The organism is Corynebacterium sp. NML 150383, assembly GCF_002285085.1.
Classification (GTDB): Bacteria; Actinomycetota; Actinomycetes; order Mycobacteriales; family Mycobacteriaceae; genus Corynebacterium; species Corynebacterium gottingense.
Window position 1 is genome coordinate 69,633 of the sequence record NZ_NSGK01000008.1, and the last position, 25,690, is coordinate 95,322.

A 25,690-nucleotide genomic window follows, 5' to 3' on the forward strand; every position below is an offset into this window, starting at 1 on the left:
GGAATGAACAAACAGGCCCGCATTTCGCTGCTCGCTGCAGCGGCAATCGCGGGCATCTTTGCGTTCTGGGGAGGATTTACCCGCCGCTGGATGTCCGACGATGGACTCATCGTGCTGCGCACCGTGCGCAACCTGCTCGCGGGCAACGGCCCCGTGTTCAACATCGGCGAGCGCGTGGAGGCCAACACCTCAGTGCTGTGGCAGTACCTCATCACGGCGTTCGGCTGGCTCACGGGTGCCCGGCTCGAGGACGTGGCGATGTGGCTCGCGCTCGCCTGCACCGTCATCGGCGCTGTCGTGGCCACCGTGGGCTCGGGCCGGTTCTGGGACCAGGCTGCCGCCACCCGCGGCGTTGTCCTGCCGTTTGGCATCCTCATCTACCTGGCGCTCCCGCCTGCGCGCGACTTTGCCACCTCCGGTTTGGAGTGGGGCCTGTGCATCATGTGGCTCGCCGTGTGGTGGGCGCTGCTGGTCCAGTGGGCCGCCCCGATCGGGCGCCGCGCCCTCCCGGTGTCCGGGTATTGGCTGGCGTTCTGGTGCGGCCTGTCGTGGCTGGTCCGCCCGGAGCTTGCGCTCTACGGCGGGGTGACCGGCATCGTGCTGCTGGCGTACAGTCCCCGCAAGTGGGCGGGCATCCTCGCAGCCGCGCTGCCGGTGCCCGCCGCGTACCAGCTATTCCGCATGGGCTTCTACGGCCTGCTCACCCCGCACACGGCGGTGGCCAAGTCCGCCTCGGACGCGGAGTGGGCCCGGGGCGGGACCTACTTCTGGGACTTTGTTGGCTACTACTGGCTCTGGCTGCCGCTGCTGGTCGTCGCGGGGTGTGCGGTGTGGTTGCTGCGGGGTGCGAGGGGGCGTCGATTGGCAATTGTCCTGCTCACCGCGGGCTGCGCCCTCGTGCACGTGCTGTACGTGCTGCGCGTGGGCGGCGACTTCATGCACGGGCGCATGCTGCTGCTGCCGCTGTTTGCCCTGCTCTTGCCGATGATGACGGTGCCGCTGACGCGCGTGACCATCGCGCTGACGCTTGCCGCGACGGTGTTCGCCGGCGTGACGATCGTGCGCGCGCACCCCATCGACTGGTTCGCGTACGAGCGCGGCGAGAAGGAGCTGAACATTGTCGACGAGCGCGAGTTCTGGTCCTACGCAATCGGCCAGAGCCCGGCCGACCCGCCACGGCACGCGGAGGACTTCCTCGGCTCCAAACTGATGGAATCGTGGACCGAGGCGGTGGAGAACGGGCAGGAGCACGACGCCGGGCAGCTCAACATCGCGCGGCTGAGCACCCACCCGGACGAGTACTCCTGGTACTGGCGCCCCCGCATGGACGAGGACGAGGCCAAGGGGAGCGACCTGCTGGACCTGCCGACCACGGCCTACCTCACCAACCTGGGCATGACGAGCATGAACGCGCCGCTGGAGATGCGCGTGCTGGACTCGGTGGGCCTGGCCACGCCCCTAGCCGCGCGCATGCCCCGCGACCCGGACGGGCGCGTCGGGCACGACAAGTACCTGCCCATGGAGTGGCAGGTGGCGGACTCCGCGACGAAGATCGACTCGATGCCCAAGGACGTGGACCGCGAGCAGGCGCGTGCGGTGCGCGCGGCGCTGCGCGAGGAGCCCATCGCGGACCTGCTGGCCAGCTCGCGCGAGCCGATGAGCTGGCACCGTTTCTGGGAAAATGTGCAGTATTCTCTGGGTGACGGTCGCTCGCTCCAGCTTGAGCAAGATCCAACGATCTACCTCTCGGACGAGACGATGCGGGAGATCAAAAAGGGCAAGGATCCTGGGGTTTCGGGGACGCAGATCGCCTGGCCGGTGAATTGAATGGCTCTTACCGTCTCAACTTGGTAACGTTGCTGTAACCAAAAGCTGAAAAACATTCACCGAAGTTGGGAGAGTAATGTCCGCGACGAAATCGAAGCGTGGTCTGCTTGCGCTGCTCATGGCGCTGCTGACCGCCCTGGGTGCAGTGGTGAGCGCCCCGCAAGCCTCGGCAGCAAACCGCGACTGGCTGCGCCCCGACTCCACGGGTACGTGCGAGTGGGACCGCGTCGGCTTCTGGGTACAGCGCTGCACCGTCTGGTCGCCCGCGATGGGCCGCCACATTACTGTGCAGATCCAGCCGGCGCAGCGCGGCGGCAACGCGGGCCTGTACATGCTCGACGGCCTGCGCGCCACGGAGATCACCAACGCCTGGGTCAACGACGTCAACGCGGCGCAGATGTTCAAGGACAACAACATCACGCTCGTCATGCCGGTCGGTGGCCAGTCCTCCTTCTATACGGACTGGAACGCGCCCGCGACGTACGACTTCAACCACCCGGTGACCTACAAGTGGGACACCTTCCTGTCCCAGGAGCTGCCGAGCTACCTGCGGGACAACTTCGGCGTTTCGCCCACGAACAACTCCATCCTCGGCCTATCCATGGGCGGCACCGCCGCGATCAACCTCGCCGCGCTGCACCCGAACCAGTTCCGCCAGGTCCTCTCGTACTCCGGCTACCTCACCACCACCATCCCTGGTGGACAGACGGCGCTACGCGTCGCGCTTCTCGACGGCGGCCTGTACAACCTCAACGCCATGTGGGGCTCCATCTTCAATCCCCGCCGCTACGAGAACGACCCGTTCCTGAACATGGGGAACCTGCGCGGCAAGGACGTCTACGTGTCCTCCGGTAGCGCGGTCCCAGGTCCGGCCGATGACAAGTATCTGCCGGAGCACCGCGCGTCGGGCATCGCGCTGGAGTCCATCGCCAACTTCACCACCCACCTGTGGAGCGCGAAGGCGACCGTGACGGGCGTGCAGCACACCGCCGTGTTCACGCCGACTGGCTTGCACAACTGGGATCAGTTCGGCTCCCAGCTCGTGGCCACTCAGCCGCGCATTCTCAACGTGATGAACGCCTGGTAAACCCCGGCTGCCGCTGGCCCCGTTCCCCGCATTCGTGGGAGCGGGGCCTTCGTGCGTTCTGGCACTGTGCGGGCACCGTGCGGGCGCTGTCCGCGCCCCGCTCGCGGCGCAGTCACACGGAAAACATTTGCCCCAAAAGTTCCCGGCGTGTCACCGTGTAAAGTCTCAAGTCAAACTTAACCTTTGGGTTACACAAGCGCTCGTGCACTGGCTACGCCGGGGGAGGGGAACCCCCGGACCGGCCTGCAGGGGCGCGACGCCCCCATGACCAGACGAATTGATGAGGCAGGACACCTTCATGCGCGAACACCGTTCCCCCAACACGAGGCTGCGTGCCCGTATCGCTCGGGTAGCAGCAGTGCCCACTGCGGCGCTCATGGTCGCATCGGCGCTTCCCGGCGTCGCCCCGCAGGCGCAGGCTCAGCTGAGCAGTGGTAGCAGCACGTTCGGCGATTCCCGCGGTCTCTCGGACGCGATCCGTCCAAAGGATCCGCCGGCGCGGACCCCGATCGAGGTCGACGAGCACCCGCAGATCCCGGGCCTGCCGGACGGCGTGAGCGTGGACCGCATCGAGTGGCTGACCAACCGCCGCGTCGCCGTGTTTATCAAGTCCGCGGCGATGCCTGACCAACTCATGCAGGTGCAGATCCTCCTGGCGCGCGACTGGCACCAGAACCCGGACGCGAAGTTCCCGGAGGTCTGGGCGCTCGACGGCCTGCGCGCGCGTGATGACGAGAACGGCTGGACCATTGAGACCAACATCGAGCAGTTCTACGCCGACAAGAACGTCAACGTGATCCTGCCGGTGGGCGGCGAGTCCTCCTTCTACTCCGACTGGCAGCGCCCGAACAACGGCAAGAACTACAAGTGGGAGACCTTCTTTATCAAGGAGCTCATCCCGGTCCTGCACAACCGCTTCCGCTCCAACGACAAGCGCGCGCTGACCGGCATCTCCATGGGCGGCACCTCGGCAATCAACCTGGCGGAGCGCAACCCGCACCTGTTTGACTTCGTCGGCTCCTTCTCCGGCTACCTGGACACCACGACCACCGGCATGCCGTCGGCGATCAAGGCGGCGCAGCTGGACGCGGGCGGCTACGACGCGGAGGCCATGTGGGGCCCGCTCGGCTCGCAGGACTGGATCGACCACGACCCCAAGCTTGGCATTGAGAACCTGGAGGGCAAGACGGTCTACGTCTCCTCCGGCTCGGGCCGCGACGACTTTGGCAGCCCGGACTCCGTGGCCAAGGGCGCGGCCAACCCGGCGGGCGTGGGCCTCGAGGTGCTCTCGCGTCTGTCCACCCAGACCTTCGTGGACTACGCCAGCCGCACCAACGTCAAGCCGATTGTGAAGTTCCGCCCGTCCGGCGTGCACTCCTGGGAGTACTGGCAGTTCGAGATGACGCAGGCGTGGCCCTACATCGCCAACTCGCTCGGCGTGGCCGAGGCGGACCGCAGCGCGGACTGCACCCCAGTCGGCGCGATCGCCGAGGTCACCGCGGACGGCTCGATCGGCTCCTGCGTGAACAACGAGTACGACGCGGGCAAGGACAAGCAGGGCAAGGCCCAGGACTTCCGCGGCGGCACCGCCTTCTGGGCGCCCAACACCGGCGCGCACGCCCTGTACGGCGCCATCCTGGCCAAGTACAGCGGCCTGGGCGGCGCGCAAGGCTGGCTCGGCTTCCCCACCACGGGCGAGCAGGCGACCCCGGACGGCGTCGGCCGCTTCGTACACTTTGAAAACGGTTCCATCTACTGGACCCCGGAGACAGGCGCCTACGCCATCCCGGGCGACATGTTCCAGGCATGGGGCGAGAACGGCTATGAGACAGGCGACCTGAAGTACCCGGTCAAGGAGGCCAACAAGGTTGGCGAGGGCTACGTCCAGCAGTTCCAGGGCGGCTTCCTCACCCGCAACCCGGACGGCACCCACCACATCGTCCACGGCGCGATCGGCGCGAAGTACGGCGAGATGGGCTCCGCCACCTCGGACCTGGGCTTCCCCACGGGCAACGAGATTGCCATCAAGGGCGGCTTCTTCCAGCCGTTTGAGAAGGGCAACATCTACTGGTCCGCTGAGTCCGGCGCGCACGTCATCTACTACGGCGACATCTTCGACGAGTGGGGCAAGCGCGGCTACGAACAGGGCGAGCTGGGCTGGCCCACCTCGGACATGCAGGACATCAGCGCCGGCGGTCTCACCATCAGCTTCCAGCACGGCACCCTGGAGCAGGTCAATGGCACGGTGGTGAAGCGATGAGGCGTCTCGGAGCCCTGTGCTTAGCGACGCTCACCCTCTCCCTCGCCGCCTGCTCCGGTTCCACCACTGTTGATGGCGAGGACGCGAAGGCGTCGGCAAGCGCTGAGCAGTCCTCCTCCGCCCCGGCGGAGTCCTCGACCGCCGCCCCCGGCACCACCCGCTCTGAGGCGACGAGCTCCAAGGCCCCAGCGGCCCAGTCCGGCTCGCGGCCGGAGGACCAACCGGCGCAGGAGGTGACCTCGGTGCCGCAGCAGGCCTCGGGCTTTACCGCGCAGGAGGAGACCTACCTGGAGCAGCTCCGCCAGAACGGACTGAACGTGGAGGGAGTTGAAGACCAACTCACAGCCACGGGGCGTACGGTGTGCTCGGACGATACCGTCACGCGCGACGCGGTCGCCGGCCAGCTCGTGGCGCAGCGGCGCACCGACATGGACCCCGCTGCCCTGGGCACGCTGATTGCGGACACCGCGCGCGCGAACCTCTGCTAAGAAAGGCACTTCATGCGCAAAGGGCGCAACGTTTTTGTGGTTGCAGCCGTCCTGGTGGTCCTCGCAGTCATCGGGCTGGGGGTCTACCAGTGGCAGGCGTCGGACCAATCCGGTGATTCGGCGCTGTCCCCGGTGCCCGGCCAGGGCGAGACCGGGGGCGGGTCGCAGGACCCGGAGCAACCGGCCGAGCCGGACTGGTGCCCGGCCGTGGAGTTCGTCTCCGTGCCCGGCACCTGGGAGTCTTCGGCGGATGATGACCCGTTCAATCCGCAGGCCAACCCGCAGAGCTTCATGCTCTCCATCACGCAGCCGCTCCAGCAGGAGTACGACATCAACCACGTCCGCGTGTTCACCGTGCCGTACACCGCGCAGTTCCGGAACATCCAGACCGATCACGGCCGGCGCGAGATGACGTATGACGACTCCCGCGCCGAGGGCAAGGCGAAGCTCAACGGCGAGCTGAAGCACGTGGCGACGACATGCCCGAGCACCAAGTTCATCATCGCCGGGTTCAGCCAGGGCGCGGTGATCGTGGGTGACATTGCCAACGAGATTGGTACCGGCATGAACGCTGTGCCGCCGGAGCGCCTGCTTGGCGCGGTGATGATTGCGGACGGGCGCCGCGAGAACGGCGTGGGTGTGAACCCGGGTGTGCCTGTGACCGGCGTGGGCGCGGAGATCGCGCTGCAGCCGCTGCAGCTGGTGGCCGACGGCGTGACGCCGGGCGCGACCATGACGGGCGCTCGCCCCGGCGGGTTTGGCGAGGTTGCGGACCGCGCCTTTGAGATCTGCGCACCCGCGGACACCGTGTGCGATGCGCCTGCGCGTGTGGGCAACGCGCTGGAGCGTGCGCAGGAGTTAGTAATGGCAAGCGGAAACCACGCGATGTATGCGACAAACCCGGATGTGATTCCGGGAACGACCACACCACAGTGGACGCTGGATTGGGCGCGCACTACTATAGATGCTTTGTAGGTACTAACTAATTTTTGGAGGGCCCAGACATGGATCTCGACGCAATCATCGCACGCTTCCTCGACGAGGCCGGAAACATCACGATCCCGCCGGGATTTACCATCCCCGCCATGACGGAGATGCTCTACGCCGCGGCCGAGCAAGCCGGGCAGGCAGATGCCGTGAGCATCAGGTTCTGGGACTACTCCGATAGCGCCGAGGGCAACTCCGTTGTGTACACGCGCCGTGAAGTCAACACCCGCATCAAAGCGATCGCCGTGCGCCTGGCCCAGGTGGGCAAGCCCGGCGACCGCGTAGCCATCCTGGCGGCCAACTCGCCCGAGTACATCCTCGGCTTCATGGGCGCGATGTACGCGGGCCAGGTGCCCGTCCCGCTCTATGACCCGAACGAGCCCGGCCACGAGGGCCACCTGCGCGCCGTGCTGTATGACTCCGGTGCGAAGACGGTCCTGACCAACAAGAAGGGCGCCGCCGCGGTGCGCGCCTACTTTGCCGACCTGCCGTCGGCGCAGCGCCCGCGCATCATCGCCGTCGACGCGCTGCCGGACACCCTGGCCCAGGGCTGGGGCGAGCTGCGCGCAGCGGCAGAGGCGGCGGGTGCCGCCGGCGCGGACACCGCGAACCAGACCGCGTTCCTGCAGTACACCTCCGGCTCCACCCGCACCCCGGCGGGCGTGAAGCTGACCAACGAGTCCATTGTGTCCAACGTCATCCAGATCTACAGCGGCGTGGGCGTGCAGCAGCCGATGCGCCTGGTGTCCTGGTTGCCGCTGCACCACGACATGGGCATCGTGGTCACCACGCTGCTGATCATCCTGGGCAACGAGATGGAGATCTTTACGCCGCAGGACTTCGTCCAGCAGCCGAAGCGTTGGATGGATCGCCTCTCCCGCCGTGAGTCGGACCCGGAGGATATGCGCATCTACACTGTCGCACCGAACTTCGCGCTGGACATGGCCGCCCGCTACGCTGCGCCCAACGGGCCCGAGGCAGCCGAGGACTACGACTTCTCCCAGCTCGAGTGCATCATCATCGGCTCCGAGCCGGTGACCAAGCCGGGCGTCGACGCGTTCTTCACCGCGTTTGGCAAGTCGGGCCTGCGCCGCGAGGTCCTGCGCCCCTCCTACGGCCTGGCCGAGGCGACCCTCCTGGTGTCCACCCCGCAGGCCGGCAAGACGACCGAGCTGCCGCGCTTTACCTCCTTCGACCGCGAGCAGCTCGCGGCCGGCACCGCCGCCGAGGTGGCGGAAGGCGAGGGCGTCCAGTTCGCGTCCAACGGCCAGCCGGTCAACTGGATGCGCTTTGCCATCGTTGACCCGGCAACCAAGGACGAGGTCCCGGAAAATTCGGTGGGTGAGATCTGGGTCAACGGACCGAACGTGGCTGGTGGCTACCTGGAGCGCAAGGAGGAGACCGCCGACACATTTGCCAACACCATCGGAACCACCCTCCAGGAGGGCCTGCCAAAGGACGGCTGGCTCAACACCGGCGACCTCGGCGTACTCGTGGACGGTGAGCTCTACATCACCGGCCGCGTGAAGGACCTGGTCGTCGTGGCGGGGCGCAACCACTACCCGCAGGACATCGAGGCCACCGTGATGGAGGCGTCCGAGCATGTGCGCAAGGACTCCGTCGCCGCCTTCTCCGTCCCGGGCGATGACGTGGAGCGCTTGGTCATCCTTGTCGAGCGCGGCGACACCGCCGACGCGTCCGGCGACGCCGCCGCGGAGGAAGCGATCCGCGCGGCCGTATCTTCGCACCACGGCGTGTCCCCGGACGTGGTGGAGTTCCGCGCGCCGAACGAGATCGCGCGGTCATCGTCGGGCAAGATTGCGCGCCGGGTGAACGCAAAGCAATTCCAGGAGCGTGCTAACGCGAACCCGCAGTAGGACGATAACCTTAGGTGTTATGAACTCACGCGCAATGACTGAGACTGAACTGATCCGCTGGCTGCAGGAATGGGTGGCCCAGACTGCCGAGGCCGCCGACGTTACTGGTGCCGATTCGGTCGATCCGGCCAAGTCGCTCGAGGCCTACGGATTGTCGTCTCGCGATGCCGTGGTGCTCTCCGGCGAGCTCGAACGCACGCTCGGCCGCCGCGTCGACCCCACTATCGCCTACCAGCACCCGACCATCCTCTCCCTGGCCAAGGCGCTGACCGCGCCCGAGCAGCTCGAGCCGAAGGGGGGCGTGAGTGAGGGGGCGAGTGGGCGTCGTGAAGCACTTGCCCCGGCGCAGCGCGACATTGCGATTGTGGGTTCGGCCGGCCGCTTCCCGGGCGCGAAGGATCAGGCGGCGTTTTGGCAATTACTTGTCGACGGCACCGTGGCCACCGGCCCGCTGCCCGAAGGCAGGTGGAGCGAGTACACGGGCGACCCTTACCTGCGCACCAAGATGGCGGAGGAGTCCACGGACGGCGGCTACCTCGACGACATTGCGTCCTTTGACAACGAGTTCTTCGGCCTGTCCCCGCTCGAGGCCACCAACATGGACCCGCAGCAGCGCATCATGCTCGAGGTCGCCTGGGAGGCGCTGGAGGACGCGCACATCCCGGCCGACTCGCTGCGTGGCAAGCCCGTGGGCGTGTTCGTGGGGTCCTCGGCAAATGATTACGGCATGCTCATGGGCGCGGACCCGGCGCAGGCGCACCCGTACGCGCTGACTGGCTCGGCGAGCTCTATTATTCCGAACCGTATCTCCTACGCCTTTGATTTCCGTGGCCCGTCCATGAACGTGGACACCGCCTGCTCGTCCTCGCTGGTCTCCGTGCACCACGCGGTGCGCGCGCTTCGCGACGGCGAGGCGGACGTGGCCCTTGCCGGCGGCGTGAACATCCTGGCCAACCCGTTCGCGTCCCTGATGTTCTCCGAGCTGGGCGTGATCAGCCCCACCGGGCGCATCCACGCCTTCTCCGACGACGCCGACGGCATCGTTCGCTCCGAGGCCGCAGGTTTCGTCGTGCTCAAGCGCGTAGAAGACGCGATGGCGGACGGCGACGAGATCCTCGGCGTGATCAAAGGATCCGCCACGAACTCCGACGGCCACTCCAACGGCCTGACCGCCCCGAACCCGGACGCACAGGTAGACGTGCTGCGCCGCGCCTACGCGGACGCGGGCGTGGACCCGCACGAGGTGGACCTCGTCGAGGCCCACGGCACCGGCACCATCCTGGGCGACCCGATCGAAGCCACCGCGCTGGGCGAGGTGCTCGGCCGGGGCCGCGCGGCCACGGAGCCGCTGCTGCTCGGCTCGGCGAAGTCGAGCGTGGGGCACTCCGAGTCCGCCGCGGGCGTGGTGGCCATGATCAAGGTGGTCGAGGCGCTCAAGCACGACACCATCCCGGCGAGCGCGAACTTCACCGCGCCGAACCACTTCGTGGACTTTGACGCGGAGCGCATCGAGGTTGTGCAGGACCCGCGCGAGTGGCCCCGGTACTCCGGCCGCCGCGTCGCGGGACTGTCCGGCTTCGGCTTCGGCGGCACCAACGCGCACGTGGTGGTCACCGACTTCGACTCCGCTGATTATGAGCCAGCGGACACCGAAAACACCGACGCCGCCGCCTTCGTCGCCGGCGCCGCCGAGCAGGTCGCGCTGCCAGTCTCCGGGCTGCTTCCTTCGCGCCGCAAAGAGGCCGCGGCCCAGCTCGCGGACTTCCTGGAGGGCCGCGCCGACGCGGACCTCGCGCCCATCGCCCGCTCGCTGGCCAAGCGCAACCACGGCCGCTCCGCCGCCGTCGTGCAGGCCGCGACCACCGAGGAGGCCGTGAAGCGCCTGCGCCAGGTGGCCGACGGCAAGATCGGCCCCGGCATCGTCACCGCCGACGCGCCGGGCGCGGTCGGCCCCGTCTTCGTCTACTCGGGCTTCGGCTCGCAGCACCGCAAGATGGCCAAGCAGCTGCTCGACGCCTCCCCGCTCTTTGCGCAGCGCATGCGCGAGCTCGACGAGTACGTGCAGTTCGAGGGCGGCTGGTCCATGCTGGACATCATCACGGACGACGGCCAGACCTACGACACCGAGACCGGCCAGGTCACCATCACTGCGATCCAGATCGCGCAGACCGACCTGCTCGCCGCCATGGGCATCACCCCGGCGGCAACCATGGGCATGTCTATGGGCGAGATCGCCGCCGCCTACGCCGCGGGCGGCATCTCGGACAAGGACGCCATCCTCATTGCCACCCAGCGCGCTCGCCTCATGGGCGAGGGCGAAGCCATGATCGCCGGCACCGACCAGGAGGGCGCGATGGCGGTGGTGGAGCTGTCCCGCGACCAGCTCGCCGAATTCATCCAGGCTCACCCGGAGGCCGCGGGCGTGGAGCCCGCCGTCTACGCCGGTCCGGGCATGACCACCGTCGGCGGCCCGGGCAAGGCCGTGGACTACATCGTGGACGCGCTGACCAAGGAGGAGAAGTTCGCCCGCAAGCTGAAGGTGCGCGGCGCGGGCCACACGAGCGCGCTCGACCCGATCCTGGGCGACCTGGCCGGCAGCATCGCCGGCATCGAGCCGCACCCGCTGACTGTGCCGCTGTTCACCTCCGTGGACCGCGGCGAGGTCTACCCGGCGGGCGCGGTCGTGCACGACATGGACTATTTCCTGCGCATGACGCGTCAGCCGGTCTACTTCCAGGACGCCACCGAGGCCGCCTTCGCCGCGGGCCACACCACCCTGGTGGAGGTCACCCCGAACCCGGTCGCGCTCATGGGCATGATGAACACCGCGTTCGCCGCGGGCAAGCCGGACGCGCAGCTGCTGTTTACCAACAAGCGCAAGGTGGACGAGGTCGGCGCGCTGCTGGATCTCGCCGCCAAGCTCTACGTCGGCGGCATGCCCGTGAAGTTCGCGGGCTTCTACGGCGAGGGCTCGCTTATCGACGCCCCCCGCACCGCCTTCCACACAAACTCCTACTGGACAGCCGCCCGCCCCTCGGCGGCGGGCGGGTCCCTGCTGGGCGCCAAGGTCCGCCTGCCCGGCGGGAAGGTCGCCTTTGCTACCCAGGCCGACCAGGTCTTTAGCCCCTACCAGCTCATTGAGGCCGCGGCGGCCGAGGTCCTCCCCGGTGGCCGCGTCGTGGCGAGCGAGGAGCACAGCTACCTGCCCGCCGACGGCGAGGTCACCACGGTGGTCCAGCCGAGCCTGGGAGGCGCGAGCGTGAAGGTATTCAACGAGGACACGCTGCTCGCGGAGGGGTTTGTCACCACGCTGTCGCTCGGCGGCGATGAGCAGCTCGCGGGCGTGGCGGAGATCGCCCCGACGGGTGACGCCGCCACCGCACCGAGCGCGAGCGAGGGTGCCGCAGGCGCTGAGGGCGTCGAGGCCGTGCGCTGGGACCCCGCCTCCGGCGAGACGGTGGCGGACCGCCTGCGCGGCATCGTCTCCGAATCCATGGGCTACGACCCGGAGGACCTGCCCGACGAGCTGCCGCTGATCGACCTCGGCCTGGACTCGCTGATGGGCATGCGCATCAAGAACCAGGTGGAAAACGACTTCCAGATCCCGCCGCTGCAGGTGCAGACGCTTCGCGACGCCTCCGTCTCCGACGTCATCCGCATCGTCGAAGACGCAGTCGCTGGACGCGAAAATTCCGCACAGGCGGAAGCTCCGGCCGCGGAGCCGGCGGAGCCCAGCAAGCGTTCCGCGCAGGCGGAATCCGCGGAACCGGCGCAGGGCGTCGGCGTCGCCCCGCGCGACGCCTCCGAGCGCATGGTGTTTGGCGCCTGGGCGAAGTACGCAGGGAAGGCCGCGGCTGGTGTGACGTCCACGTTGGCGTCGATAAGCGAGGCCCAAGCGCACGACATTGCGACCCACCTCACCGAGCGCTCCGGCATCGAGGTCACCGCGCAGCAGGTACTCGAGGCGGAGACGCTGGAGCCGCTGGCGAACATCGTGCGCGAGGGGCTCGAGACCGAGGTTGAGGGCAACATTCGCGTCTTCCGCGACGGCTCTGACGAGGTCAACCCCGTCTTTGTGTTCCACCCCGCGGGTGGCTCGTCGAGCGTGTACGCGCCGCTGGCTCGCCGCCTGAAGGACAACGTGCCGGTCTACGGCGTGGAGCGCCTCGAGGGCTCGCTTGAGGAGCGTGCCGCGGCGTACGTGAAGGACATCACCGAGCTGGCGAAGGGGCGCAAGGTCGTGCTCGCCGGCTGGTCCTTCGGCGGCGCGCTGGCCTACGAGGTCGCGCACCAGCTGGGCAATGAGAAGATCGACTTCATTGCGCTGCTCGACACCACGCAGCCCAGCGAGCCGATCCCGGACACGCCGGAGGAGACGAAGGCGCGCTGGGGCCGCTACGCCGCCTTTGCCAAAGAGACGTACGGCCTGGACTTCGAGGTGCCCTACGACCTCCTCGAGACCGCGGGCGAGGACGCGCTGCTGGAGATGCTCACACAGTTCCTCGCTACGACCGACGCTTCCGAGCACGGCCTGGCCGCCGGTGTGCTTGAGCACCAGCGCGCGTCCTTTGTGGACAACCAGATCCTCAACCACCTGGACTTCACTCGATGGGCGGACGTGACCGTGCCCGTGCTGCTGTTCCGCGCCGAGCGCATGCACGACGGTGCAATCCAATTGGAGCCGAACTACGCGCACATTGACGAAGATGGTGGCTGGGGCGCTATCGTAAAGGACCTGACCATCGTGCACCTGCCTGGCGACCACCTCGCTGTGGTGGACGAGCCCGCGGTGGGGATCGTGGGCAAGCACATGAACGATTGGATTGAGCATGACAACCGCCGATAAGCTTGCAGACCTGCGCGCCCGGCTGGAAAAGGCCCAGGACCCGGGCTCGGAGCGTTCGCGGAAACGCCGCGACGACGCCGGCCGCACGACTCCGCGCCAGCGCATTGCCGCGTTGTTGGACGAAGACTCCTTCGTAGAGATCGGCGCGCTCGCGCGTACCCCGGGTGATGAAAAGGCCGTCTATTCCGACGGCGTGGTCACGGGCTACGGGCGTATCGACGGCCGCCCGGTGGCGATCTACGCGCACGACAAAACCGTCTACGGCGGTTCTGTCGGCGTGACCTTTGGCCGCAAGGTGGTCGAGGTGATGGAGTTTGCCATCAAGATCGGCTGCCCCGTCATCGGCATCCAGGATTCGGGTGGCGCCCGCATCCAGGACGCGGTGACGTCGCTGGCCATGTACTCCGAGATTGCGAAGCGCCAGCTTCCGCTGTCGGGCCGCAGCCCGCAGATCTCGATCATGCTGGGCAAGTCCGCCGGTGGCGCCGTCTACGCGCCAGTGACCACCGACTTCGTGGTCGCCGTCGACGGCGAGTCCGAGATGTACGTGACCGGCCCGAACGTGATCCGCGAGGTCACCGGCGAGGACATCACCTCCGCCGAGCTGGGTGGCGCGCGCGTGCAGGAGCAGTCCGGCAACATCCAGGCGGTGGTGGCGTCCGAGGAGGAGGCCTTCGACTACGTGCGCGACCTCCTCGCGCACCTGCCTACCTCGACGTTCGACCCGGCCCCGGTCGTCGATGCACCGGAGGACGAGGAGCTCGACGACAGCGAGCTGGACTCTTTCATGCCCGACGACACGAATGCCGGCTACGACATGATGGATCTGCTGGTCCAGCTCGGCGACGACGAGGACCTGGTGGAGATCCAGGCGAACTATGCCGAGAACCTCATCTGTGCCTTCGGGCGCGTCGACGGCCGCGCTGTCGGGTTTGTGGCCAACAATCCCATGTACCAGGCTGGCTGCATCGACGCCGATGCTGCCGACAAGGGCGCGCGCTTCATCCGCACTTGCGACGCCTACAACATCCCCATCGTCTACGTGGTGGACACCCCGGGCTACCTGCCAGGCGTGCAGCAGGAGCGCGAGGGCCTGATCCACCGCGGCGCGAAGTTCGCCTTCGCGGGTGTGGAGGCGACCGTGCCCAAGGTGGCGCTGATCGTGCGTAAGGCCTACGGCGGCGCCTACGCGGTAATGGGCTCGAAGAACCTGTGCGGCGACATCAACTTGGCGTGGCCCACCGCCCAGATCGCCGTGATGGGTTCCTCCGCGGCCGTGGTGATGATCCAGGGCAAGCAGCTCGCCGCCATCGAGGACCCCGCGCAGCGCGAAGCGATGAAGAAGATGTTCATGGACTTCTACGACGAGAACATGACCTCGCCGTATGTCGCCGCGGAGCGCGGGTACATTGACCAGATGATCGAGCCGAGCGAGACGCGCATTGCTTTACGACGAGCCCTGCGCCAGCTCTCCACCAAGCGGGAGTCCGATCTGCCGAAGAAGCACACGATCAGCCCGCTGTAACGAAATGGTTACGGTGCCGATAGGCTAACCGTACGATCTCCTCACCAGAAAGGTATAGCTTCGATGCTCTCTTCCACCCTCGATCTCGCCGGCGACCTGATCAGCATGCTCGTCTGGTTTGTCAACGGCATCCAGACCGGCGACCCGATGTACAACTTCGGCTCGAGCTTCTAGCCCTTCTTTGCCACCAGCTTGGCAATGCCGCGCCAGCCGAGCATGAGCAGCGCAGACATCACGGTGGCCACGATGATGAAGGACCAGTGCGGGATGGACTGGTTGCGGATCCCCCAAATGACCAGGCCGGTGATGACGGTGACCGGCCAAATGATGCCGCCTTTGTTATCGCGGGCGATGAGCCAGCCGAGCGTCACTCCGAGCGCGAATGGCCACAGCGTGGACAGCCAGCCCGTGAAGTTGAAGGGCATCTCCTCGGTCTGGTGCGCAGCGCGCGCGAGCAGCGCAAACACCGCGATAGCGACGTAGTCAGCGGCGATGGCGTACGGCTTCGAAATCGTTTTCTTCATACCCGCCATGCTAGCGCCTCGCGGTACTGAAAACACCGCGCCTTACATGCCGCGCCTAGAATACCGAGTCGTTCCACCAGCGGCGCTCGGGCGTGCCGGCGCGGGAGCCTTCGCTATCCAGCTTGATGCCCATCACCTGGTGCAGCTCCACGATGTCGTGCTCGAAGCCCCACTCGGAGCCCGCCATGTACATGCCCCAGAGCTTGGCCGTGTTCAGCCCGACGAGCTCGACCGCCTCGTCCCAGTGTTCCTTAAGGTTCTCGCACCAATCGCGCAGCGTGCGCATGTAGTCGAAGCGGAGGTTCTCCTCGTGGACAACCTCGAACCCGTGGTCCTGCATCTTGCGCACGATAGTGCCGGAGCCGGTGAGCTCGCCGTCCGGGAAGATGTAGCGGCCGATGAAATCGCCCTTGTTCGTCTTGTGGTTGTCCGGGAACGTGATGCAGTGGTTGACCATCACGCCGCCCGGGCGCAGCTTGCTGGAGAGGAAGTCGAAGTAGGAGGCGTAGTTCTTTACCCCGATGTGCTCCATGAGCCCGATGGAGGAGACCGCGTCAAATCCGGACTCGGTGACGTCGCGGTAGTCCAGGTGACGTACCTCCGCGAGGTGCTCGAGTCCCTCCTCCTTGATCTTCGCCTGCGCCCATTCGGCCTGTTCCTTGGACAGGGTGACGCCGAGTGACTTCACGCCGCGCTTGGCGGCGTAGCGCACCATCGTGCCCCAGCCGCAGCCGATGTCCAGGTGGCGGTCGCCCGGCTTGAGGTGGAGCTTTTCAAAGACGAGGCGGAACTTGTTTTCCTGGGCCTCGTCCAGACTGGCGTCCTCGGTGGGGTAGTAGGCGCAGGTGTAGGCCATGGACTCGCCGAGGAACAGCTCGTAGAAGTCGTTGCCCACGTCGTAGTGGGAGGAGATGACCTCCGCGTCGCGCTCCTTGGAGTGGGGCGCGAGGCCCTCGCGAACGGTGCGCTCAAACCAGGAGGCCTGCTCCGCCTCCGGCACGGGCTGGATCTGGAACGCACCCATGCCGCGCAAGGAGCGCACGATGCGCCAGAGTTCCTTTGGGTTCGGGCGCTTGTAGTGGGCGTAGAGGTTGCGCAGCTTATCAAACACCGCGTACGGGTGTGCTAGGTGCTCGCCCTCGACCCCGAGTCCGCCGGTGACCCAGGCGCGCGCCAGGCCGACGTCGCCAGGTGCGGTGGCGATGTAGGACAGCCCCTCCGGGCTGTTCACGCGCACCGTGTGCTCCGCGCCCACCGGCCCTGTGGAGGACCCGTCGAACGCTTCCCAGCGGAACGGGTTGTACGTGGGGAACAGGGTATCCACGATGTCGGCCACGGTCATTGGTACGAACTTGCTCATGTGCTTTCTTCTCCTGTGCGCTGCGGTGTGCGCTATGCGTTGTTGACAGTTTTTTCAAACAGGCCCGGGAAGCGTCGGTCCGGGTCGTACGTGGCCTTCATCCGCTCTGGCAGGTCGCCGCCGTAGAGGCGTTCGAACTCGGGTCGGTCGTAGAAGGCCTCGGAGTAGAGCGACTTGTGGCCGCCCAGCTCGCTTACTTTGCGCTCGATCACCTTGTTAAAGGCGCCCGGCTCCTGGGCGGGCGAGACGTGGTCGGCGGGCACACCCGACCAGAACCCGACGTTGACCCAGGTTGTGCCCGGTTCGAGCGGGTAGAGCGGCCACGGGGCGTGCTCAGGCAGACCAAGCTGTGAGAGCGCAGCCGAGTCGCTGCGCAACCTGATGGGGCAGAGCCAGACGGGCTCGATCTCGCTGGCTTGGAAGAACCAGTCGAGGAACTCGGCGACGTGTGCGTCGGTGACCTCGATGTCTTGCACGACGCGCTCGGTGCGCGGCAGGTTCTTGGGCTTTTTGAGGAAGCGGTATTCCAGATCGTACTTCTTGTCTAGCCCGACCAACTTCCAGTAGAAGGCGCTGCGTCGCAGCTCGCGGGGCCAGAACCGGCGCACCTTCGGGAGCTGCGTGCCAAAGGCGCGCGAGCACCAGAACCAGTCGGTGTCCCAGCGCCAGATGTAGTCGCGGATCGTGAGGAAGTCGTGCGTGATGCCCTCGGGGTGTTGCAGGGAGCGGTAAAAGATCGCGTCGCGCGTGTAGTCGGAGGTGCCCGGGGCGTCATCGGCCTGGAAGGCGAGCACCAGGTACTGCTCTTCCGGGGAGAAGGCTACGCCGTCAAGCCCGTGCACCGTGCGGCCGTCCCACGATCCGGAGGCGGAGACGGCGCCAAGCGCTTCCTGGAAGTCACACAGGGAGTGGAAGCGTGCGTGCTGCAGCTCCACGTACGGCGCGACGTACTCCAGCTCGATCTTCAGGCGCACCGCGTAGCCGAGGGAGCCGTACGAGTTGGGGAAGGCGCGGAAGAGGTCCACGTTCTCCTCGCGTGAGCAGCGCACAATGTCGCCAGTGCCGGTGAGCACGTCCATCTCGATGACAGACTCGTGTGGCAGGCCGTTGCGGAAGCTGGTGGACTCCACACCCATGCCGGAGACGGCGCCGCCGAGTGTGATGGTCTTCAGCTGGGGGATGACCAGGGGCGCGAGGTGGAAGGGCAGGGTGGCGTCGACAAGCTGCTCGTACGTGCACATCCCCTGGACATCCGCGGTTTTAGCAACCGGGTCGATGGCGATGACCCCGCCGAGGCCGCTGACATCGAGGCCAGCGCCGGGCTCGACGCGCTTGCGAAACAAATTCGACGTGCGCTTGGCCAGGCGGACGCGCTCACCCGCGGGGACCTGCCGGAAGCTCGCCAGCAGGGTCTCCACGCCCTGGCTGTGCGCATGCCAGCCCACTGGAGTGACTCGTTCTCCGTCGACGCTGCGCACGCCAGCGAGGGACCTTGCGAGACCATCAGATACGCTCATGTATCGAACAATAGACCCATCGTCTGGACTTCGCGCGGCGGGGGAGCGCGCCTAGTCGCGCGGCGCGCCCAGCATGTAGCCGCGCCCGGCGTAACAGACAATGTGGACGCCCCAGCCGATCGCGGTGATGAGTACGAAGGAGATGATGCGGTAGATGAGGGTGGCGGCGGTGGCGTCGATAAGCGTCATGCCCGCTGCGACGAGCGAGGCGGCAGCGGCGGCCTCGACGGTGCCGACCCCTCCCGGGGTGACCTGGGCGGCGCCGGCGAGCTTGGTCATGATGAACGCGAGCGTGACCCCCATGAGGCTCGCCCGGTTGAGCTCCGCGTGGAGTCCGGGCGCGTCGCCGACGACGGACCAGACGCAGAAGTAGAAGACCACGACGTCCAAGAGCCGGTTGCACAGGGAGCAAAACGCGGAGGAGAAGAACTGGCCGGCGGTCATGCGGATCTGGGAGACCTGCGTGATCACGTCGGCGACCTTGCCGCGCACGGAGCCGGGGAGGAAGCGGGTCCAGCGGGTCAGCAGTGCCGGGTGGCGGGTGGCCCAGAACATGGCGACGATGACGAGGACGGTGAGCACGATCGACGTGCACAAGGTAGCCGCGGACAGGTCGGCGCCGAGGAAGAGGACGGCGGCGAGCCCGATCAGCGCCATCCACACCGTGGAAAGCGCGCCGGAGATAACGAAGAACCAGCCGCACAGGCCGGGGGACGCGCCCCAGGAGCGTTGGACGCGGTAGGTCAACCACGCGGAGAGCGCGGGGCCGCCGGGCAGGGTGGTGGACCAGGCGTTGGAGCCGAGTGTGAGCGCCGTGGTGCGCGCCATGTCCGTGCGCTTGGCGTCGACGTTGAGCAGGATCTTCATCACCGCGGCCATGGCGACAATCGCGCCGAACGCGGCGACGACGGCACCGGCGATCGGGCCGGGCGCGTGAGCGACGGCGCGGCGCAGGGCCCGCCACGAGTCCGCGAGGAAGTCGAGCTCTTCCCAGAACGCGGCGACGAGGAGTGCGAGCAGGACGAGCGGCGCAAGCCAGCGCACCCACCGCATCACCTGCGCGCGGCTACCGTTCGAGCTCACGCTTTTGGGTGTACTCAAGGGCCTTGCGCTCCTCCAGCTGGCGCATGAGCTCGCGGAACGGGACGAGTTCGTGGTTCTCTTCCACCGAGACGCCGGCGCGGCCTGGGTGGGTTTCCGGGTCGTCGGCGGGCTGCGCGGGTGCGGCAGGCGCGGGCTGGCTGCCCGCGGTGCCCGCGCTGCTCTCGCCGCCTTCACCGAGGGAGGCGTAGGCGCGCTTGACCCAGCGGGGCGCCCACCAGTTGTCCTCGCGCAGCAGGTGCATCACCGCGGGGACGAGCAGGAGGCGGATGATCGTGGCGTCGAGCGCCAACGAGAAGATCATGCCGAAGGCGATGTACTTCATCATCACGATGTCGCTCATGGCGAAGGCGGCCGCGACCACGATCATGATGGCGGCGGCAGCGGTGATGATGCCGCCGGTGTGTGCCGTGCCCTCCTTGATCGCTTGGTCGGTGGACGCGCCGTTGTGGCGGGACTCCACCATGCGCGAGACCAGGAAGACCTCGTAGTCCGTGGAGAGTCCGTAGAGGATGGCCACGATGAGCACGAGCACCGGGCTCATCAGCGGGCCCGCGGTGAAGTTGAGCAGGCCGGAGCCGACACCGCCCACGAACACCGCGGTAAGGAACCCGAGCGTTGCGCCGATACCCAGCACGTTCATGATCACGGCCTTGGCCGGCAGGATGAGCGAGCCGAAGAGGAGCGCCATGAGCAGGAAGGTCGCGGCGACCATGTACAGCGCCATCCACGGCAGGCGGTGGAGGAGCGCCTCGATGGACTCGACCTCCATCGCCGGTGTGCCGGAGACGTACGTCTGCACGCCCTCCGGGACGTCCAGGCCACGCAGCTGGTCCACGACCTCCTGGCCGCCGTTGCGGTCTGCCAGCGGGGCGGAGAGGATCGTGGTGCCGTCCTGGGTGGGGTGCGAGGGCTTCAGCGGCGACGCCAGGCCGGAGACCTGGCGCGTCTGCATGACAATGTTGCCCAGCTGCTCGTTCGACGCCCCGGTCACCACCAGCTTCACCGGATCCGTGCGGAAGGCGGGAAACGCCTCGTTGAAGGCGTCCTGCGACTGGCGGGTCTCCTGCGACGGTGGCAGGTAGGACTCGTTGATGCCGCCGAAGGTGATGCCCACCATCGGGGTGGTGATGAGGAACAACAGGGCGGTGATGCCCACGACCACCTTCTTGGAGTTGCGCATGGCCCACGCCGGGATGCGGTACCAAACCGTATCCTCCAAACGACGGGCCTTGCGGCTGGTGCGGCGCACCGACCACATGTCGATGCGTGTGCCCAGCATGCTGAACAAGGCCGGCAGCACCGCCACGGAGATCACCGCGGCGAGCACGACCGCGCTGATCGCGCCGTATGCCACGGACTTGAGGAACGCCTGCGGGAACATGAGCAGGCCGGACAGCGCCACGCCCACCATGAGCGCGGAGAAGAAGACCGTCTTGCCCGCCGTCGTGGTGGTCACCGCCACCGCTTCTTCCACGTCCAGGCCGCGGTCGAGCTCCTCGCGGAAGCGGGAGACCATGAACAGGCCGTAGTCAATGGCCAGGCCCAGGCCCAGCAGCGTGATCACGGACTGGGAGAAGATGTTGACCTGCTGGAACTGCGCCAGGACGGACAGCAGCGACAGGGAACCAAGGATGGACAGGATGCCCACGATCAGCGGCATCGCCGCGGCGACCACGCCGCCGAAGACGAAGAGCAGGATGACGGCCACAAAGATGAGGCCGACCTTCTCAGCACGGGCGATGTCGTTGGCCATGCCGTCATCCAGTGCGTCGGCCACGGCGGTTGCGCCCGCGATCTGCACGGTCGCGTCGCTGGGCAGCTCGATGGCGCGCAGGTCCGGCTCGATCGCGCGGAAGTCCTTGAGCGTCTGCTCCCCATCACCTTTCAGCCCGATTGCGGCGAACGCTTGGGTGCCGTCCGCGGTCACCTGCTGCTGGTTCGGCTTGGCAAAGTAGCTGGTGACGTGGTCGATCTGCTCCGGGTGATTGTCCTGGAGGGCAGAGATTTGGGAATTCGCGGCGTCGATAAGCGCCTTGTCCTGCACACCACCGGGGGCCGAGACGAGCACGATGACATCGCCGGCGTTGTCGCGGCCGAACGTGTCCTGCTCGATCTGTGCGGCGGCCGTGGATTCGGCGCCGGGGTCTTCCCAGCCCTCCTGCGAGAGGCGGTCGCCCAGCTTGGCGCCGAAGAGGACCTGCATCACCAGGATGATGGCAATGACCACCAGCGGGATGACCCGGCGGTGGCGGAAGGCGACGCGGCCCCACCTGTAAAACACGAGGGAGGCCTCCTTAGTCGCGGTTGTGCAGCAGCGCCGACAGCGGGCGGAACGGCTGCATCCAGGCGCCGCCGTCCGGCAGGTGGTCCAGGTTGACGCGCGGCAGCGGCTCGCGGAACACACCCGGAATGTCTTCCAGGTCCACAAAGTCCACCGCGTCAGAGTTCACGGCCCACGAGGCGTGCTCGTGGAAGCCGAGCACCTGCACCGGGATGCCCTCGGCGGCGAGCTCCTCGATGCGCTCCTGGAAGTTCTGCCCGTCCGCGGACGCGACCACGAGGCCGCGCAGGACGCCCTCTTCGTAGCGGCGTTCGATGTGGTCCAGCATGTCCTGGTCCACGTCCGAATCCTCGTCCACCTTCGGCTTGGCAAAGACGGCGAAGCCGACGTTGCGCAGCGCCTCCACCCAGGGGCGCACCGCCTCGGTGTTGCCGGGGGAGACGTTGGTAAACACGGTGGCCTCGGGCTCGACCTGCGTGCCCGTCTCCGCGGAGCGCTCGTCCGCCTCGCCGACCAGCCAGCGGCCGATCGCGTCGAAGCGGGGACGGTAGGCGGCGGTGGGGCGGCTACCCAGGATGGCGCCGAGCCCCATGTCCAGGTTCGGCGCGTCCCACACCAGCAGGTAGGACTCCGGCCCGGCCGGTGCGCCCTCGGTGTACGGGTGCGTCTTGTCCTGCAGAACCATTGGTTACTTCCTCTCCCAGAGGTACTCGCGGATCACGTGGTCCTTGTTCAGGCCCTTGCCCTCAAACTTAGTAATCACCTGGCGGTCCGTCAGCAGCGGGGCGTCCGGCCACGGCCAGCCCTTGTACTCCAGCAGCGGCTCTACATCCACCAGCTCGTCGATCCACTCGGCGTAGTCCGCGTGGTCGGTGGCCACATGCAGCACCCCGCCGGGCTTGAGGCGGGTGGCGATGAGGTTGAGTGTGCCCGATTGGATGATGCGCCGCTTGTGGTGGCGCGCCTTGGGCCACGGGTCTGGGAAGAACACGCGCACGCCGTCGAGCGAGGCTTCCGGGAACATGCGCGCCAGCACCTCCACGCCGTCGCCGCGCACCATGCGGACGTTCTCGATCCCGCCGCGCACGACCGCGCCGAGCAGCTTGGCCAAGCCGGGTTTGTACAGCTCCACCGCGATCACGTTGGTGTCCGCCTCGAGCGGCGCCATCGCGGCGGTGGAGGTGCCGGTGCCCGAGCCAATCTCCACAATCGTGGGGTGGCCCGCGCGCCCGAACCACTCGTCCACGTCGATGTGCCCGTCCGTCTCGTTCGTGAGCACGCGGCCGAGGCGCGGCCAGTGCTCGTTGAACAGGGCCTCCTGGTTCTCAGTGAGCGTGCCGCGGCGGAAGGTCACCGACCCGAGCCGCGGGTAGTCCAGCCCGGTGCCAAAGTCAGTTTGCAGCGGGCGCCCGGCGGGCAGCTCGCCAGTCCCCTCGCGGGGAGTTTGGGAAAAATCAGCGTTATTCATTGTGTTTATTGTCCACATGACGTGCAGTGACGCAAGTTTGTGAGGGGCTTTCGCGCGCTTATCGACGCCCCCTTTCCACCCCATTCCAGGGGGAGGCGCCACGCAGGTCGGGCAACGGTGTCCGTTTGACCCCCGCGCGGTCCCCCGTTTGCCCAGTAAGCTGCGCAGTTCCGGGTTTGTTTTCCGGCGGTCGTATACCCCCAAAAGGGGATGCGTTGGCCGCAAATTCGCACGCGAATGTATGGTGTACGTCACTTTAGGGTGTAGCGTTCTACCTGGGAAAACGTGGATTTTATTCGACGCGCCCGCGATTCAGATACGCTGGAAATCCCGAGGATTTGTGCGGGGACGCAAAGCGGACGTGAACTATGAAGGAGAGCACATGACCACTGCAGTGAACCGTTTGGAGGGTACGGCTCCGACGGACAATGAAGCACTTATTGCCTGGGTAAACGAGTCGGTCGAGCTGTTCCAGCCCGACAAAGTGGTCTTTGCCGACGGCTCCCAGGAGGAGTGGGACCGCCTGGCCGCAGAGCTGGTAGAGAAGGGCACCCTGCTCAAGCTGAACGAGGAGAAGCGCCCGAACTCCTTCCTGGCTCGCTCCAACCCCTCCGACGTTGCCCGCGTGGAGTCCCGCACCTTTATCTCTACCGAAGAAGAGGAGGGCGCCGGCCCGACCAACAACTGGATGAAGCCGGCCGCGCTGAAGGAGGAAATGCTCGAGCACTTCTCCGGTTCCATGAAGGGTCGCACCATGTACGTGGTGCCCTTCTGCATGGGCCCGATTAGTGATCCGGACCCGAAGCTCGGCGTCCAGCTCACCGACTCCGCCTACGTGGTCATGTCCATGCGCATCATGACTCGCATGGGCCAGGAGGCCCTGGACAAGATTGAGGGCGACAAGTTCGTCCACTGCCTCCACTCCGTTGGCGCTCCGCTCGAGCCGGGCCAGGAAGATGTTGCGTGGCCGTGCAACGACACCAAGTACATCTCCCAGTTCCCAGAGACCAAGGAGATCTGGTCCTACGGTTCCGGCTACGGCGGCAACGCCATCCTGGCCAAGAAGTGCTACGCGCTGCGCATCGCTTCCGTGATGGCCAAGGAGGAGGGCTGGATGGCCGAGCACATGCTCATTCTCAAGCTCACCAGCCCGGAGGGCAAGAACTACCACGTCGCTGCGGCGTTCCCGTCGGCGTGCGGCAAGACGAACCTGGCCATGCTCACCCCGACGCTGGAGGGCTGGACCTCCGAGGTCGTGGGCGACGACATTGCGTGGCTGCACCTCAAGGAGGACGGCCTGTACGCCGTGAACCCGGAGAACGGTTTCTTCGGCGTTGCGCCGGGCACGAACTACACGTCCAACCCGAACGCGATGCGCTCCATGGAGCCGGGCAACACCCTGTTCACCAACGTTGCGCTCACTGATGATGGCGACGTGTGGTGGGAGGACATGGACGGCGAACCGCCGGCCCACCTCATCGACTGGCGTGGCAACGACTGGACCCCGGACTCCGCCGAGAAGGCGGCGCACCCGAACTCCCGCTACTGCGTACCGATCAAGCAGTGCCCGACCGCTGCACCGGAGTTCGACGACTGGCGTGGTGTGAAGCTGGACGCAATCCTGTTCGGTGGCCGTCGCCCGGACACCGTCCCGCTGGTCACCCAGGCACTGAGCTGGGAGCACGGTACCCTCATCGGCGCGATGCTCTCCTCCGGCCAGACCGCTGCCTCTGCGGAGGCGAAGGTCGGCTCCCTGCGCCACGACCCGATGGCGATGCTGCCGTTTATCGGCTACAACGTGGGCGACTACTTCCAGAACTGGCTGGACATGGGCGAGCGTGGTGGCGACCGTCTGCCGTCCATCTTCCTGGTCAACTGGTTCCGTCGCGGCGAGGACGGTCGCTTCCTGTGGCCGGGCTTCGGCGAAAACTCCCGCGTGCTCAAGTGGGTCGTGGAGCGCATCGAGGGCAAGGTCGGGGCCGAGGAGACCCCGGTTGGCCACACTGCACGGGTGGAGGACCTGGACCTGACCGGCCTGGACACCCCGGCTGAGGATGTCAAGGAAGCCCTCTACCCGGATCCGGAGCTGTGGGCTCACGACGTGGCGGACGGTCGCGAGTACCTCGAGGGCCTTGGCTCCCGCGTACCGCAGGAACTGTTCGACCAGCTCGATCAGCTTGCTGAGCGCGTGAAGGCAGCACGCAGCTAGCCTGCTGACGCAAAAGGCCCGCCTGTTTGAATGTGAACTGGCGGGCCTTTCGTCATGCGAATTTGCGGCGAGTGTTGTGAGCCCCTTTCTGTGCTGTATCCCGTGCGCTTAAGTCCACGCGCCGAGAAAAGCACACATTTTGTCGCTTAACCCGAAAATTTACTCGTCCCGGCCCCAGTAGAAAAAGAGGAAAGGCCTACAGGCGCAAATTGTCCTGTAGACCTATCCTCACCCATAGCGAGGGACCTTGTCCTCACTTTCTTGACCTCCAATTTACCCATGGAAAGGTTCAACGCAAGTTACCCGAGGTCCAAGCATTGCTCTGGTAGA

16 protein-coding genes are annotated in these 25,690 nt (G+C 66.8%); 9 read left to right on the plus strand and 7 right to left on the minus strand.

The window, feature by feature from the left end; all coding sequences use genetic code 11:
* The first annotated feature begins 3 nt into the window (after positions 1–3).
* The 8 genes from CKJ85_RS08940 to CKJ85_RS08975 all read left to right on the plus strand — a co-directional run bounded on the left by CKJ85_RS08940 (position 4) and on the right by CKJ85_RS08975 (position 14,897).
* On the plus strand, positions 4–1,827 hold the full coding sequence (locus tag CKJ85_RS08940; protein WP_095554093.1) for a hypothetical protein: 1,824 nt from the start codon (positions 4–6) through the stop codon (positions 1,825–1,827).
* 76 nt (positions 1,828–1,903) lie between these two features.
* Positions 1,904–2,914, plus strand: a complete 1,011-nt coding sequence (locus CKJ85_RS08945; protein WP_095536009.1) for an alpha/beta hydrolase family protein — start codon at positions 1,904–1,906, stop codon at positions 2,912–2,914.
* 298 nt (positions 2,915–3,212) lie between these two features.
* Complete coding sequence (locus CKJ85_RS08950) at positions 3,213–5,174, plus strand: alpha/beta hydrolase-fold protein (RefSeq protein WP_095554112.1); 1,962 nt, start codon at positions 3,213–3,215, stop codon at positions 5,172–5,174.
* Entirely contained in the window at positions 5,171–5,662 is a 492-nt protein-coding gene (locus CKJ85_RS08955; RefSeq protein ID WP_095546240.1) for a DUF732 domain-containing protein, read from the plus strand. Before CKJ85_RS08950 ends, CKJ85_RS08955 begins: the two co-directional genes overlap by 4 nt.
* A 12-nt stretch (positions 5,663–5,674) precedes the next feature.
* A complete protein-coding gene (locus CKJ85_RS08960; RefSeq protein WP_095554094.1) occupies positions 5,675–6,637 on the plus strand; it encodes a cutinase family protein in 963 nt (320 codons plus the stop codon).
* Between the two features lie 29 nt (positions 6,638–6,666).
* The gene (locus CKJ85_RS08965; RefSeq protein ID WP_095554095.1) at positions 6,667–8,526 is read left to right on the plus strand and encodes a FadD32-like long-chain-fatty-acid--AMP ligase; all 1,860 of its coding nucleotides are present in this window, start codon (positions 6,667–6,669) and stop codon (positions 8,524–8,526) included.
* A 34-nt stretch (positions 8,527–8,560) separates the two neighbouring features.
* The gene (pks13, locus tag CKJ85_RS08970; RefSeq protein WP_095554096.1) at positions 8,561–13,372 is read left to right on the plus strand and encodes a polyketide synthase Pks13; all 4,812 of its coding nucleotides are present in this window, start codon (positions 8,561–8,563) and stop codon (positions 13,370–13,372) included.
* Positions 13,356–14,897, plus strand: a complete 1,542-nt coding sequence (locus CKJ85_RS08975) for an acyl-CoA carboxylase subunit beta (RefSeq protein ID WP_095554097.1) — start codon at positions 13,356–13,358, stop codon at positions 14,895–14,897. The genes pks13 and CKJ85_RS08975 overlap by 17 nt, the downstream gene beginning before the upstream one ends.
* A gap of 170 nt (positions 14,898–15,067) precedes the next feature.
* Here CKJ85_RS08975 and CKJ85_RS08980 read toward each other — a convergent pair whose 3' ends face one another.
* Genes CKJ85_RS08980 through trmB form a run of 7 tightly spaced genes read right to left on the minus strand, consistent with a single transcriptional unit; the run spans position 15,068 to position 23,151 of the window.
* The gene (locus CKJ85_RS08980; RefSeq protein WP_233125517.1) at positions 15,068–15,421 is read right to left on the minus strand and encodes a DUF3054 domain-containing protein; all 354 of its coding nucleotides are present in this window, start codon (positions 15,419–15,421) and stop codon (positions 15,068–15,070) included.
* 55 nt (positions 15,422–15,476) lie between these two features.
* Positions 15,477–16,781 carry a cyclopropane-fatty-acyl-phospholipid synthase family protein gene (locus CKJ85_RS08985; RefSeq protein WP_095554098.1) on the minus strand — a complete coding sequence of 435 codons (1,305 nt, stop codon included), beginning with the start codon at positions 16,779–16,781 and terminating at the stop codon, positions 15,477–15,479.
* A 32-nt stretch (positions 16,782–16,813) separates the two neighbouring features.
* Positions 16,814–18,298: an FAD-binding oxidoreductase gene (locus tag CKJ85_RS08990; protein ID WP_095554099.1), complete on the minus strand. Its 1,485-nt coding sequence runs from the start codon at positions 18,296–18,298 to the stop codon at positions 16,814–16,816.
* A gap of 51 nt (positions 18,299–18,349) precedes the next feature.
* Positions 18,350–19,381, minus strand: a complete 1,032-nt coding sequence (locus CKJ85_RS08995; protein WP_233127021.1) for a YbhN family protein — start codon at positions 19,379–19,381, stop codon at positions 18,350–18,352.
* The gene (locus CKJ85_RS09000; protein WP_095554100.1) at positions 19,365–21,683 is read right to left on the minus strand and encodes an MMPL family transporter; all 2,319 of its coding nucleotides are present in this window, start codon (positions 21,681–21,683) and stop codon (positions 19,365–19,367) included. The genes CKJ85_RS08995 and CKJ85_RS09000 overlap by 17 nt, the downstream gene beginning before the upstream one ends.
* A gap of 13 nt (positions 21,684–21,696) precedes the next feature.
* Positions 21,697–22,368: an NYN domain-containing protein gene (locus tag CKJ85_RS09005; RefSeq protein WP_095275712.1), complete on the minus strand. Its 672-nt coding sequence runs from the start codon at positions 22,366–22,368 to the stop codon at positions 21,697–21,699.
* 3 nt (positions 22,369–22,371) lie between these two features.
* Positions 22,372–23,151 (minus strand): tRNA (guanosine(46)-N7)-methyltransferase TrmB, encoded by a 780-nt coding sequence (gene trmB, locus CKJ85_RS09010; RefSeq protein WP_095536024.1) that lies wholly within the window; start codon positions 23,149–23,151, stop codon positions 22,372–22,374.
* Between the two features lie 382 nt (positions 23,152–23,533).
* Here trmB and CKJ85_RS09015 point away from each other — a divergent pair, with 382 nt between their 5' ends.
* Positions 23,534–25,360 (plus strand): phosphoenolpyruvate carboxykinase (GTP), encoded by a 1,827-nt coding sequence (locus CKJ85_RS09015; RefSeq protein ID WP_095554101.1) that lies wholly within the window; start codon positions 23,534–23,536, stop codon positions 25,358–25,360.
* Positions 25,361–25,690 lie beyond the last annotated feature (330 nt).

Excerpts from the sequence above, each read along its gene's own strand:
- CKJ85_RS08940 (WP_095554093.1), top strand. The coding sequence starts at position 4 with ATGAACAAACAGGCCCGCATTTCGCTGCTCGCTGCAGCGGCAATCGCG.
- CKJ85_RS08945 (WP_095536009.1), top strand. The coding sequence starts at position 1,904 with ATGTCCGCGACGAAATCGAAGCGTGGTCTGCTTGCGCTGCTCATGGCG.
- CKJ85_RS08950 (WP_095554112.1), top strand. The coding sequence starts at position 3,213 with ATGCGCGAACACCGTTCCCCCAACACGAGGCTGCGTGCCCGTATCGCT.
- CKJ85_RS08955 (WP_095546240.1), top strand. The coding sequence starts at position 5,171 with ATGAGGCGTCTCGGAGCCCTGTGCTTAGCGACGCTCACCCTCTCCCTC.
- CKJ85_RS08960 (WP_095554094.1), top strand. The coding sequence starts at position 5,675 with ATGCGCAAAGGGCGCAACGTTTTTGTGGTTGCAGCCGTCCTGGTGGTC.
- CKJ85_RS08965 (WP_095554095.1), top strand. The coding sequence starts at position 6,667 with ATGGATCTCGACGCAATCATCGCACGCTTCCTCGACGAGGCCGGAAAC.
- pks13 (WP_095554096.1), top strand. The coding sequence starts at position 8,561 with ATGACTGAGACTGAACTGATCCGCTGGCTGCAGGAATGGGTGGCCCAG.
- CKJ85_RS08975 (WP_095554097.1), top strand. The coding sequence starts at position 13,356 with ATGACAACCGCCGATAAGCTTGCAGACCTGCGCGCCCGGCTGGAAAAG.
- CKJ85_RS08980 (WP_233125517.1), bottom strand. The coding sequence starts at position 15,421 with ATGAAGAAAACGATTTCGAAGCCGTACGCCATCGCCGCTGACTACGTC.
- CKJ85_RS08985 (WP_095554098.1), bottom strand. The coding sequence starts at position 16,781 with ATGAGCAAGTTCGTACCAATGACCGTGGCCGACATCGTGGATACCCTG.
- CKJ85_RS08990 (WP_095554099.1), bottom strand. The coding sequence starts at position 18,298 with ATGAGCGTATCTGATGGTCTCGCAAGGTCCCTCGCTGGCGTGCGCAGC.
- CKJ85_RS09005 (WP_095275712.1), bottom strand. The coding sequence starts at position 22,368 with ATGGTTCTGCAGGACAAGACGCACCCGTACACCGAGGGCGCACCGGCC.
- trmB (WP_095536024.1), bottom strand. The coding sequence starts at position 23,151 with ATGAATAACGCTGATTTTTCCCAAACTCCCCGCGAGGGGACTGGCGAG.
- CKJ85_RS09015 (WP_095554101.1), top strand. The coding sequence starts at position 23,534 with ATGACCACTGCAGTGAACCGTTTGGAGGGTACGGCTCCGACGGACAAT.